General features: G+C 63.2%; 11 protein-coding genes. 1 reads left to right on the top strand and 10 read right to left on the bottom strand.

From position 1 onward, the window contains the following. Positions 1-2 precede the first annotated feature (2 nt). The 5 genes from PQR53_RS19015 to PQR53_RS18995 form a co-directional block, all read right to left on the bottom strand. Positions 3-1,253 carry a Tm-1-like ATP-binding domain-containing protein gene (locus tag PQR53_RS19015; RefSeq protein ID WP_408456864.1) on the bottom strand — a complete coding sequence of 417 codons (1,251 nt, stop codon included), beginning with the start codon at positions 1,251-1,253 and terminating at the stop codon, positions 3-5. A gap of 44 nt (positions 1,254-1,297) precedes the next feature. Continuing rightward, complete coding sequence (locus PQR53_RS19010; protein ID WP_408456861.1) at positions 1,298-2,044, bottom strand: SDR family NAD(P)-dependent oxidoreductase; 747 nt, start codon at positions 2,042-2,044, stop codon at positions 1,298-1,300. Between the two features lie 72 nt (positions 2,045-2,116). Then, a complete protein-coding gene (locus tag PQR53_RS19005; protein WP_408456858.1) occupies positions 2,117-2,872 on the bottom strand; it encodes an SDR family NAD(P)-dependent oxidoreductase in 756 nt (251 codons plus the stop codon). After that, the gene (locus tag PQR53_RS19000; protein ID WP_408456855.1) at positions 2,869-3,774 is read right to left on the bottom strand and encodes a sugar phosphate isomerase/epimerase family protein; all 906 of its coding nucleotides are present in this window, start codon (positions 3,772-3,774) and stop codon (positions 2,869-2,871) included. The genes PQR53_RS19005 and PQR53_RS19000 overlap by 4 nt, the downstream gene beginning before the upstream one ends. After that, positions 3,771-4,907: a LacI family DNA-binding transcriptional regulator gene (locus PQR53_RS18995; protein WP_408456852.1), complete on the bottom strand. Its 1,137-nt coding sequence runs from the start codon at positions 4,905-4,907 to the stop codon at positions 3,771-3,773. The genes PQR53_RS19000 and PQR53_RS18995 overlap by 4 nt, the downstream gene beginning before the upstream one ends. Positions 4,908-5,116: 209 nt before the next feature. On the opposite strand from PQR53_RS18995, the gene PQR53_RS18990 reads away from it, so the two are divergent. Further along, the gene (locus PQR53_RS18990; protein ID WP_408456849.1) at positions 5,117-6,016 is read left to right on the top strand and encodes a DMT family transporter; all 900 of its coding nucleotides are present in this window, start codon (positions 5,117-5,119) and stop codon (positions 6,014-6,016) included. A gap of 93 nt (positions 6,017-6,109) precedes the next feature. Here the strand turns inward: PQR53_RS18990 and PQR53_RS18985 are convergent, their stop codons facing one another. The 5 genes from PQR53_RS18985 to PQR53_RS18965 all read right to left on the bottom strand — a co-directional run bounded on the left by PQR53_RS18985 (position 6,110) and on the right by PQR53_RS18965 (position 12,550). Beyond that, a complete protein-coding gene (locus tag PQR53_RS18985) occupies positions 6,110-6,889 on the bottom strand; it encodes a cyclase family protein (protein WP_408456846.1) in 780 nt (259 codons plus the stop codon). A 103-nt stretch (positions 6,890-6,992) separates the two neighbouring features. After that, complete coding sequence (locus PQR53_RS18980) at positions 6,993-8,630, bottom strand: indolepyruvate oxidoreductase subunit beta family protein (protein ID WP_408456843.1); 1,638 nt, start codon at positions 8,628-8,630, stop codon at positions 6,993-6,995. Next, positions 8,623-10,863, bottom strand: coding sequence for a thiamine pyrophosphate-dependent enzyme (locus PQR53_RS18975; RefSeq protein ID WP_408456840.1), 2,241 nt, complete (start codon positions 10,861-10,863; stop codon positions 8,623-8,625). Before PQR53_RS18975 ends, PQR53_RS18980 begins: the two co-directional genes overlap by 8 nt. A gap of 157 nt (positions 10,864-11,020) precedes the next feature. Beyond that, positions 11,021-11,767 (bottom strand): HpcH/HpaI aldolase family protein, encoded by a 747-nt coding sequence (locus PQR53_RS18970; protein WP_408456838.1) that lies wholly within the window; start codon positions 11,765-11,767, stop codon positions 11,021-11,023. Between the two features lie 81 nt (positions 11,768-11,848). Next, positions 11,849-12,550, bottom strand: coding sequence for a GntR family transcriptional regulator (locus PQR53_RS18965; protein ID WP_408456835.1), 702 nt, complete (start codon positions 12,548-12,550; stop codon positions 11,849-11,851). Position 12,551: the final 1 nt, after the last annotated feature.

Below are 12,551 nucleotides of genomic sequence, written 5' to 3'. Positions count from 1 at the left end.
GCTCACCTCGTCATAACGTTGGCTTGGGACTGTCCGTCAGCGAGCGCGCGATACGCCGCCACGACCGCGTCCGCGAACGCGGCGTCATTGATATGGAACGGCAGGCGCTCGATACGCCGCATCGAGCTCGGCTGGAACGTCGCTTCAATCGCATCGAACAACGCGTGATCGGCGTCGGGGTCATGGAAGGGCAGACCTTCGGTGTCGATGGCCGACACGCCACGCTCGGGAATCAGGAACCGCACGGGCCCGTCGCAACGATTGAGGCGCTGCGCGATCCATTCGCCGATACGGCGGCACTCGTCGACCGACGTGCGCATCAACGTGACTTGCGGATTGTGGTGATAGAACAGCCGGTCCGCATAGCGCGCGGGCACCGTATCCGGCGCGCCGAAATTGACCATATCGAGCGCGCCGCACGAAGCGACATACGGCACTTTGGTGCGCGCAATCGCGCCGAAGCGATCGGCGAGGCAGGGAAACACACCGCCCGCGAGAAAGTCCGCCACTTCGGTCGTGGTGAGATCGATTGCGCCTTCGATCATGCCGCTGTCGATCAGTTTTTCGAGCGCCTGGCCGCCGGTGCCGGTCGCATGAAACACCAGACACTCGTATTCTTCGTCCAGCCGCTCGCGCAACAGATCGACGCCACGCGTCGTCACGCCGAACATCGTAATGCCGACCGTCGGCTTGACGTGCGCGGCCCACGCAGTGTTTTCTAGCGCCGCGTCCGCCTTCATCATGCCGGCCATCGCACACGCCGCGTTCGAGAGAATCACGCGGCTGATGCGGTTCAGCCCCGCGATATCGACCACGGAATACATCAGCATGAGATCGCTCGTGCCGACATACGGCGCCACGTTGCCCGAGGCCACCGTCGACACCATGACCTTCGGCAGACCCACCGGCTGCGCACGCATCGCCTCGGTGACGAGCGCGGTATTGCCCGAACCGCCCAGGCCGATCATGCCGCCGACGTCGTGACGGCCCGCGAGGAACCGTGCCAGCGCGCAACCCATCGCCGTGATGGCCGCGCCGCGATCGGCCGCGTGGCTGATCGCCACCGCGCCGTCCGGATGGCATGCGGCGACCGTGCCGGCATCGATATCCGGCCGTACATGGTCACGCGGCCCAGCAAGCGTACCGACGTCCACCAGCAGCGCGGGCACGCCGGCCGACAGCAGCCGTTCCCGTACGAAGCCGAGTTCGGCGCCCTTCGTGTCACAGGTTCCGGCAACGTACACCGTGCGCATGATGTCTCCCGCGTAATCGCTGCAATCGGTCTCGTTGAAGCGGCCTAGATGGTCAGCACGCCGCCATTGACGTCGATGGTCGCGCCCGTGATGTAGCGGGCACGCTCCGAGAGCAGAAAGACCGCGACGTCCGCGAGATCTTCCGCGGTGGTGAAGCGGCCGAGCGGAATGCCGGCCAATTGACGCTCGCGGTCGTCCTGCGTGAGCAATCCCGCGACGCGCTCGCCTTCCGTCGTGCCGGGCGCGACTGCATTGACACGCACGCCGTTCGCGCCGAACTCTTTCGCCAGATGACGCGTGAGTCCGAGCACGCCCGCTTTCGCTGCCGTGTAGGGCGAGCCGAGCGCGGGACTCGTCTGTCTGCCCGCGAGTGAACTGAAGTTGAGGATCGCGCCGCCGCCGCGTTTGATCATCGAAGCAATCGCCGCCTGACAGCAGAGGAAGGTGCCTTTCAGATTCGAATCCATCACGAGGTCGTACTCGGCCTCGGTGATGTTCAACGTCGGCACGAGCGGCGCGTAACCGCCCGCGCAATTCACCAGTAGATCGACGCCGCCCGCCTCTTTATCCACGTGGCGAAAGAAGGTCTTCACCTGATCGGCGGATGTCACGTCCAGCGTCGCCGGCCGCGCCGATTCGCCGAGCCGCTCCGCCGCCTGGCGTGAGCGTTCGCCGTCCAGATCGGGGACATACACGGTGGCGCCCTCGGCGATCAGATAGCCGGCGATCACGGTGCCGATGCCCCGCCCCGCACCTGTGACCACGGCGACTTTTCCTTTGAACGTGTCCATCTGCTGCTTCTCCTTGACGATCAGTTAGGGCTGCGCGCCCAGGCTGACGCCCGTCGACCTGACGCGCGACAATTAATCGAGTACCACGCCGCCATCCACCGTCAACGTCTCGCCGTAGACGAACGACGCTTCGTCGGATAGCAGGAACAGCACGCCCGCGGCAATTTCCTCGGGCCTGGCGAAGCGGCCCATCAGTACCGAGTTCTCGACGGTCTGGCGCTCTTCCGCGGTCATGCCAAGATGCATGTCGGTCCAGATCGGACCGGGACATAAGCAGTTCACGCGGATCGCGCCGCGATGAACGGCGAGCTCGCGGGCGAGCGAGCGCGTCAGCGTGACCACGCCGCCTTTCGATGCGCCATAGGCTGCCGTGGAGAGGCGGCCCGCGCCGCGTTTGGCCGTGTCCGAGGCGACCGTCACGATGCGTCCGCGCTTGCGTGGCACCATCGTGCGAAGCGCCTGCTGCACGCACAGGAAGGTGCCGCGCAGATTGATGTTCATCACGCGGTCCCATTCAGCCACCGTGAGATCGAGCACGCGTGTCTTGCTCGTGATGCCGGCGCACGTGACGATGCCGTCCAGCGCGATGCCGCTGTCGCCGGCCTGCTGGAACACGCCGGCGATCGACGCTTCCGACGCCAGATCGGCAACGACCGGCAGGCAGCGCACGCCCAGCGCTTCGACTTCGCTCGCGGTCTGCGCGAGACCGTCCTGATTCGCATCCACGCAAATGGTGCTCACACCGCGCGCGGCGAGGCCGAGTGCAACCGCGCGGCCAAGGCCGCCCGCACTGCCTGTCACCATGACGCCTTGCAGATCGAAATTCATGCGCTGGCTCCTGCGATTTTTCTGTCGGTAAGCGGGCGCTCGAATAAAGCCGCTGCCGACGCTGCCGCGCGCGACGCGAGCGAGGCGGGATCGAGGCGGGCAAAGTCGGGATTGAACAGCTCGACAGTCCACCAGCCGTCGTAGCCATGCGCGACAAGTGCATCCACGATCGTCTGGACCGGGGCCACGCCCTCGCCCGGAAAGAGACGGTCGGCCAGCATGTCCAGTTGCGCGAGCGGCTTGTCTTTGGCGTCGGCGAGTTGCACGTTGAAGATCCGCTCTAGCGGAATCCGCGCGATATCGCTGACGAGCGAGCCACCCTGGTGGAACAGGAAGGTGTCGATCAACACGCCGCCATTCGCGCGGTTGGCCAGATTCACCAGCTCCGTGGCGCTCGCCAGCGTCGAAATCTGCGGGGACGTCCCCATGAATTCGAGGCACAGGCGCACGCCATAGGGCCGTGCGAGATCACATAACGACGCGAATTCCTCGGCGGCGAGCGCGAGCTCGCCCGTTTCGCGCAACGCGGGAACGGCCGTCACGTTCGCGCATTCGAACTGCTCGCAATGCTGCAGGAACGTATGCAAGCGGCCCAACAAATGTTCGCGCGTTTCGTCCACGCCACCGCTGCGTTGGCGGCGGCTGACGAGCGGCACGCCGCCGTGGTATTGCCATTCCGCGAGAAACGCAGCCTCGGCAACCTGCAGACCGTAGGCGCTCAACCAGCCGAGTACTTCGTCGACGGTTCCGCCTTGCGCCAGATAGCGCTCGAACTGGTCGTAACGCAAGCCGATGCCCGTGAAGCCCGCCCGTGCGGTGTGCTCGAAGGCCTGTTCGAACGCACAGGGCGCCAAGGTCACAGGACTCAGTGCCAGGCCCGAGCGCAAGGTCGCGTGACTCATGAGACTTCTCCGGTGCTGCGTATTTTCGGATTGGCGCCCGACGCTTTTCTCTCACGTTTGAGCGGCGCTGCGCCTGCAACGGGCCGCGGCGCGGCAGGCGGTTTCGAGGCGCGCGCCGGCAAGACGATCTCGTTGGTCATCAGGCGGGTGGGCAATCTGACGATTTCCGCCTGCGAGCCGTCGTGGCCGATCAGTCCCAGCAGCATGCGCACCGCGATCCGGCCGATCTGATGCGTGTCCTGCGCGATGACGGGCATCGGCGGATCGACGAGCCGTGCCCAGGGCACGTCGTCGAAACAGATCACCTCGACATCGCGATTGCGTTGCAGACCCAGCTCGCGCATCGCCAGCAATGCGCCTTCGGCGATCGTGTTGCTGGTGGCGAACAAGGCGCTCGGCCGGTCTTCAGTGTCGAGCAAGGCCAGCGCCGCGATGTAGGCCGAACTGGCCTGCAAGCCGCCGAACCGTATCCAGTCGCGCCGCACGGGAATATGCGCGCTCTTCAGCGCCGCCTTGAAGCCGGCAACCCGTTCACGCGACGTCATGAGTCCGCGGGACCCGGACAGCGCACCGATTCGCGTATGGCCGCGTTCGAGCAGATATTGCACCGCAAGGCGCGCTCCGCCCTCGTTGTCACTCAGCACCGCGCCGCAGACGAATTCCTCGATCATGCGGTTGATCGCGACCAGCGGCAGCCGCTCCGGCAGATCGCGCTCCATATAGCCGTGATCGCCCTCGGCCGGCGCAACGATCAAGCCGTCGACGCGCCGCTCCATCAGCCCCATCACGGCCGTACGCTCACGTTCGAGGTCCTCGCCGCTGTTCGCGAGAATCACGGAGTAATCGTTCAGCGCCGCTTCGGCTTCGACACCGCCGACGACCTCCGCGAAGAACAGGTTCGCCACATCGGACATCACGAGCCCGATCGTGCGTGAACGATTCGTGCGCAAGCTGCCCGCCACCCGATTCATTCTGAAACCGAGTTGTTGCGCCGCAGCGACCACGAGGTCCCGCGTCGCGGGACTCACTCGCTCCGAGCCGTTCATCACGCGGGAAACAGTCTGATACGACACGCCAGCCTGTTTGCCGACATCCTTTAACGTCGGCGCGCGATGGGTTTCGTCAGATTTCATTTTTCCCCGCAATGTGATCGTTCACATGATCCAATATAGGCAACCGCGCAGGGAAGTAAACCCAGCCATGCGAACGTTCACATGGTTTGCGGGTAAACCTGATTCGTCCAGGAAAATGACGACAAACAAGGCTTGTCATGCATGCTGTCCTGAGTTGCAATCAGGGGCAGCATGCTTATCGTACGTATGACTACGGGAGAACAACCGCGATGGATCAGGCGTCAGTCCGCACACCGTTGGAGCACCGCTGGCTGATTGCCGCTGCGCCGGCACTCTTTCTCCTCCTGTGGTCGGCCGGTTTCCCGATCGCCAAAATCGGGCTTCGTTATGCAACGCCGCTCGCCCTCCTGTCGATCCGCTTCGCGTTGAGCGTAGCCGTACTGCTCGTGCTGTGCGTATGGCGGCGCCCCGTCTGGCCGCGCGGCGCGCAAGCCTGGTTGCATCTTGCCGTGACCGGTTTTCTGGTTCAGGTGATGTATTTCGGCCTGAGCTATCTGTCGTTGACAGCGGGCCTCGCGTCGACCGTTCTTGCACTGGTGGTGTCGTTGCAGCCGATCCTTGTCGGCGTGCTCGCGCCCGCGCTGGTTGCTGAACGCGTCAGTGCCCGTAAATGGGTTGGGCTGATACTCGGCCTGCTGGGCGCAGCGGGCGTGATCGTGGCGCGCGGCCGCGTCGAAGTGCAGTCACTGAGCGCCTTGCTGTTGGCGGTCGGCGCACTCGGCGGCATGACCGCAGCGATGCTCTATGAGAAGCGCTTCGGTACGCGTCAGGACCCGCTGAGCGCGAATCTGATTCAGTACGCGATTGGCTTCGTGGTGTGCGCGCCTTTGTCCGTCTGGTTCGAAACGGTGCATGTTCAATGGACCGGCACGTTCGTCGCCGCGCTGCTGTATCTGGTGATCGGCAACTCGCTGATTGCCATCACGCTGCTTCTTGCGATGACGCGCGCCGGCAAAGTCTCGCAGGTGGCGTCGCTATTCTTCTTTGTGCCGCCGGGCGCGGCGTTGATGTCGTACGCAATGCTCGGCGAAGTATTGCCCGCGCCGGCCTGGTGGGCCATGGCGGTCGCGATCGTGGGTGTCGCGATTGCGACGACGGCGCGGTCGTGAAGACCTGGCGCCGGCTTTTCGAGCGCGGTTCTCTCAGCCGCCTCGCGCCGATTCTCGCCAGCCGCGCGCGGCTGGGCATCACTCAATGGCAGCTCAACGCTCAACCAGCGCAAGCACCCGGCAAGGACTTCCCGAGCCGCCTACGATCTTGAGCGGCGGCGTAATCAGCATCGCGCCTTTCGCCGGAAGCTTGTCCAGGTTGACAAGGCTTGCAAGCCCAAACTTATTGTTGCCATGCATGGTCGAGTGACAGGGGAACGGCTTCGAGAAAGCATAAGCCTGACCCGCATCGGTTCCGACGCCCTCGGCGCCCCAACCCAGAACGTCGCGCTCCTTTGCCAGAAATTCCGGTAGATCGGGATGAGGCCCTGGCGTGTGACTGCCGTCTTCGCGCGCATTCAAAAATGCCTCCGGGTCCGTGCGCTTCGACCAGTCGGTTCGCATCAACACCCACGAACCCGCTGGAATGCGGCCATGTTCGGCCTCCCATGCTTCGACGTCCGCGATTGTCAGCAGATAGTCGCTATCCTTCTCGACACGCGCAGACACGTCGATCACGCATGCCGGCGCGATGAAATTGCCTGCCGCAATGGCGTCCGTCGTATTGTCGGGAAAATCCTTGCCCGTCACCCAATGAACCGGAGCGTCGAAGTGCGTGCCGGTATGTTCGCCACAGGAAAAGTTATTCCAGTACCAGCCCGGCCCGCGCTCGTCGTAGCGCGATATCTCTTCCATGCGGAACGGCGCGCTTTGTCCGTATTGCGGCGGCAGTGAAATGATCGGCGTGCGATGGTGAAGCGCCTGGCTCAGATCGATCACCTCAATAGCGCTTTCTTTGAGTGCGGTGGCGAGTTGCTGCAGAATACCTGGCATCAGAAGTTTCCTTTATCCCGTCGAGTGTCGATTTCAATCCGGTCGATGCTGGCGGACGCGGACCTGGCCAATGGCATCCGCATTCCGCTCAACATGCCGTCAGTCAATGCGTCGCAGCGCTCGCTACTGCGGACAAATTGCCCATTCGGTCATGACTCGCGCGCGTACCGTGCGAGTCTCCATTGCGCGTCAGATCAATGAGCATCGCGTCCAGACGTGCGCCTTCTTCGTCGGCCAATGCGGCTTCACAGAGCGCGTTCAGGCAATGAGCGGGCGTCGTCTGGCGAGCGACGAGCGGCAAAACCACTTCGATCTTTTTGTAGTTGCGCATACCGCGCGCGTGCGTATCGCCGTAGCCCTTCACGAGACGCTGGCTGCGCGCAACTTCGATCGCTAATGCGTAATCGCAAGCGGCATGGCGAAGCGTCGTGGCAAGCCATGCATCGATTTCGGCGTGCTCGCGCTGGAAGCGCAATGAACGCCGCCGTATGCCGCGCAGCGACGCCACGCCGTACAGCATCAGAAAGCCGCGTACGGAAGTGGTCCGCACAATGCGTCCGCGCGATGTCAGGCGTTCAACCATCGACCGCAGCGGTCCCCGCTTCAGCAGCCAGCGGCCGAGCGCCGCCGGCAACGTATCGGCGATTTCGTCCACCCGCGGATGGAGAAATTCGTTGATATGCAAAAGCTGCCCCGGCGTTGCCTTGACCTCGTCGCGCACACGGGCGAAACGCGTGGCCCGGATCTTCAGTTCGGCGACCCGAACGGTGTCTTCATACGACATCCAGAGCGCGAGATACCGCGCCGTTTCGCAGAGAAGCGATGCTGCGCCGCGCGTGCCGGCATCCTCTATCGCACACAGCGGCTTCAGTCGATCGAGATACGTGCGGGCATAGCTCACGTCCTGATAGTCCGCCAGACGACGAACCGCGCGATGCAGAATGTCCGCGGCGTGCGCGGGAAATTCGCTTTCGATGCGTCGATCGAGCGCTGCAATGGCAGGATTGCGCGTCGCTCCGATGTCGAACGGCCGATGCTCGCGTGCGCTCGCCGCATCCTCCGGCGCTTTTTCGTCTTTCGAGTGGGAGGCGTCCCGCGTCTCCCTGTACGACCCGAGCGCGGTTTCGAAGCCGGCCGCAAAGGCTTTCAAGCTGCTTTGCACACCAACGCCCGCGCGTTGGATCGCCGCTTCGAACTGCTCACGCGAAAACGGCAATGCACCAGCGCCGGCCAGCGCACCGAATAGTGCCGCGCTGATGACACTGCCGTTCTGCTCCGCGATCTGCGCAAAATCAGCGTGAACGAAATGCTTCGCCGCTTTCTCCGCTTGCGTGATAAACGGGCGTGGATCGACGCGGCCGTCGCTCATCGAGGTCTTCTCCGTCATCGAATACACGCGATGAGTGGAAGCGAGCAAGACGGTCCTGTCCGGCGTGACCAACCCGCGCTGGATTGCGCGGCCCATCTCCATCAACTCGGACGCAATCACAATGTCGACGTCACCCGGTGTGGGCACCAGCGAGAGAATCGGCTCGTGCGCATGATCGTAAACATCCACTGCGCGCGGATGGAACTCAACGTAGTAAATCGTCGCGCCAGTGCGCTGCGCGACGCCGGGCACCGATGTGGTCTGCGCCGGATAACCTTCGTGTTCAGCCAGATCGACGATCCAGTCGGCGAGCACGCCGCCGCCTTCGCCGCCCATCGCCAGAATCGCAATGCCGATAGGACGCTCAGACATAGCGGACCTCCCGGGCGGCCACCCGCCGTTGCAGCCAACCGATCACGGCATTCGCCACGCGTGTCGACAACCTGTCCCACCAGTTCGGATTGGAAATGACTTCCGCGCGATAGAACGATGGGCACAACACCGCCGCGTGCGATACCTCGCCACACAAGCCGCAGCCCACGCAACTGTTCAGGACCGCGGCAACCGGCTCACGCCTCAGCGGATCGGGGTTGTCGGCGACCGTCAACGACGGGCAACCCGACAGGCGGATACACGAATGATCGCCGGTGCAGGTATCGGAATCGACACCGAAGCGCTCGCGCACGACCCGCTTGCCCTCGCTGGCCAGCTTCCTCACGAGCGGTTTGACGCGGCGCTGCTTGTTCAACATGCATTCGGACTGCGCGATGATGACCTTCGGCCCCAGCTCGCGCGTGGTGAGCGCATCGCGCAACGTGTCACGCATTTGCGCCACGTTATACGTGTGCGTAATCGTCTTGACCCATTTCACGCCGACGCCGCGCACGGCTGTTTCGATCGGGTTGTTGGTCGCGCGAATCGAATTCGCCGCGCGCGACGACAGAATGTCCTGGCCGCCCGTGGCCGCCGAATAACCGTTATCGACGATGACCAGCACGTTATTGTTCTTGTTGAATACCGCATTGCCGACGCCGCTCGTCAAGCCGTTATGCCAGAAGCCGCCATCGCCCATCATGCTGATCGTGCGGCGTTGCGTTTCCTGGGTATTGAACGCAGCCGAGCCGGCCCAGCCGAGGCCGTAGCCCATCGTGGTGGCGCCGAGATTGAATGGCGGCAGGATCGAAAACAGATGGCAGCCGATATCGCAACTCACATGATGCGGCCCGAGTTCACGCTCAACCAGTTTCATCGCGGTGAAAATGGGGCGCTCGGGACAACCCGTGCAGAAAGACGGTGGCCGTGGATGCAACTCAGGAACCGCTGGGAGCGTCTCGGTAACCTGTGCAGCAGTCTCTTCGACCTGTGCCTCCTGTTGTGTACTGTCGGGCGCGGCCACGCGAACCGGCACAAACACCGGTCGCTGCGGCGCGATGGCCGCGAGCACGCCGTCGGACAATCCGGCTCTGCCGTCCCAATCGGGCCAGTAACGTTCGAAGAACTTGAGCAGCCCCTTCATCACCACAGCCGGCGTGTACTCGCCGGCGCGCGGCAGCATGTCCTTGCCGTGCAGGCGCGCGGCACAATCCGCCTGCCGCAGGATCAGACTGACGGATTGCTCGACGAACTCCGGCTGGCCTTCCTCGATCATCAGGACCGCGCGTTTGTTCTCGCAGAAGCCGCGGACTTCGTCGTCGATCAGCGGATAGGCGACGTTCATCACATAGAGCGGCACGTCGGTGTTGCCGTGAATATCCGCGAGCCCGAGCAGTTGCAGCGCGCGCATCAGCGTGTTGTACATGCCCCCCTGAGTCACAATGCCGATATCGCCTTCTTCACTGCCGAAGAATTCATTGAGCTTTTCACGCTTGATGAAATCGACCGCGGCCGGCCAACGGCGCTGGATCTTTTCCTCTTCATGCAGAAAGCTCGCGGGCGGCAACACAATGCGGCTGACGTCGCGCACGGGTTGCTCGATCGCATCCTTGAGCGTGAATGACGGCCTGACGTTCTCCCTGGCGATGAAGCGGCCATGCACGTGACAGGCGCGAATCCGCATCTGCAACATGACCGGCGTATTGCTCGCTTCGGAAAGCTCGAAACTCTTTTCGACCGCATGGACGATAGAAGGCAAATTCGGCCGCGGGTCGAGCAGCCAGATTTGCGACTTCATCGCGAACGCATGCGAGCGCTCCTGCATGATGCTCGAGCCCTCGCCATAATCCTCGCCGACAATGATCAACGCGCCGCCGGTCACGCCACCGGACGCGAGATTGGCGAGCGCGTCGGAAGCCACGTTCGTGCCCACTGTCGCCTTGAACGTCACCGCACCGCGCAACGGGTAGTTGACGGAAGCGGCCAGGGTTGCCGCGGCCGTCGCCTCGCTGGCGCTGCTTTCGAAGTGCACGCCCAGTTCTTCGAGAATGTCGTTTGCATCGGCGAGCACATCCATCAGATGCGAAATCGGCGCGCCCTGATAGCCCGCGACGTATGACACGCCTGATTGCAGCAGCGCCTTGGTGACGCCAAGAATCCCTTCGCCGCGAAACTCCGATCCTGCCGGCGTGCGCAGTTTCTCTACTTCAGCCTTGAACGATCGTTCAGCCATGTCGATGCTTTCCTGTTCGAATGCCGTAATGCGAGCAGCGCGGATCGATGCCAGCTTTTTCGCCGCGCTTTAAATCGGGTTGAAATCGTATTGACGTGTTCAAGCCGCGGCGCACGCGGGGTGCGTCGCCGCCAGCTTGCTGCTATGGCCTGTTCTGTTAAGCGTGGCGCGTGTTCAGCATCGCCCGCGCATCGATCACGCCACGCCTGATCAGTTCGATATCGTTTGCAACGACTGCCAGCGCGTAGCCGGCCTCCAGCCGCTTTGCCGCATCCGCCGCGTTAGATGTGAAAATGCCGCAAGGCAGGCCGCTTGCGAGCGCCGCACGCCGAACCTGTTCGCAATCGCGTTCGATGTCGGCGGGCTGGCTCGCACCACGAGACATCGCGAGATCACCGGTGCCGATGAATACGTAATCCACCCCATTCGCCTGCGCAATCGCGCTGGCCTGTTCGACGCCCGCGACCGTCTCGATCATGACGCCCACCGCCACTTCACGATTGGCGTCCAGCAACGTCTCGACGCCACGCAGCAGCGGACGCACACCGCCCGCTGAGCGCGTGCCTTGCGGCGGATAACGGCTTGCGGATGCAGCAGCCGTTGCCGCGCGGCCGCTCTCGATCAACGGAATCAGTACCGAATGCGCGCCGGAATCGAGCGCCTGCGCGATTGAAGTCGGCGAATCGTCGGCGCATCGCACGATGACGCGCGTGCTGTGACGCGCCACCCCCACTGCTGCTTCGAGCGAAGCCCTGTCCCACAGCCCGTGTTGCATGTCGATGACGATCGCGCCGGGCCGCGTATGTGCTGCGATTTCCGCTATCGCGGGACTGCCCAGTGAAAGCCAGATAAGGTCGATCGGTTGCTTGTCATGCAGCATCGAAAGAATGGGGGTGTCGTGCACACTGTCTCCTGCTTTAGTTCTGGAAATGCGAGCCCGGCACGGCCTGCGGCGCTGGCGGCGCGAGCGTTGCCGAGCCAGCGATCATTCGCCTGCTTCGTTCGCATTCAGCAAGGCGAAATACTGTTGTTCGGCGCTCAGCATGAATTCGAGCATCGCGACCTTGATCAGCTTCGGGTCACGCTCGACAAACGCTTCCAGCAGCGCCCGCATGCCGTCTATGACGATCTTCTGCGTCCCGCGGTTGTTGAGCGTGCCGATACGGACCTGCTGCGCGTGATCGACGAAACGCAGAATGGTTGAACGCAGGCGCGCGTTCTGCACGGCCTCCAGCCACGTCGCGCGAAACTCGACGTTGGCGGAAATCATCTGGTCGACGTCCTGTTTTTCGTAAGCGCGGCGCGCCTTCTGATAGGCCTTTTTGAGTTCGGCTTCCTGCTTGTCCGTCAACACGGCCGCGGCACTTGCTGCGGCCGCCGGTTCCAGCAGCCGGCGCACTTCGAAGATCTCGTGAATGTCGTCGCTCGTGATGGTCGGCACCACGAAGCCGCGCGTCGTACCGACCAGATAGCCTTCGTTGGCGAGCCGCAGCAATGCCTGACGAACCGGCATGCGTGTGCAGTCGAATTCCTCGGCGATTTCGTAGTCGAGCACACGTTCTTCCGCGCCGATCTCGCCCCGCTGCAGACGTCCCCGCACTTCCTGATAAATGCTTTCGCTCAGCGTAGTCGCCTTGAGTGCGGTTCGCCGCGGAAGCTTGACAACCTTATCGTCAGACTGAGCCAAG

Source organism: Paraburkholderia fungorum (genome assembly GCF_046027605.1).
Taxonomy (GTDB): Bacteria; Pseudomonadota; Gammaproteobacteria; order Burkholderiales; family Burkholderiaceae; genus Paraburkholderia; species Paraburkholderia fungorum_F.
This window is presented reverse-complemented; position numbering and strand designations above follow the sequence as displayed.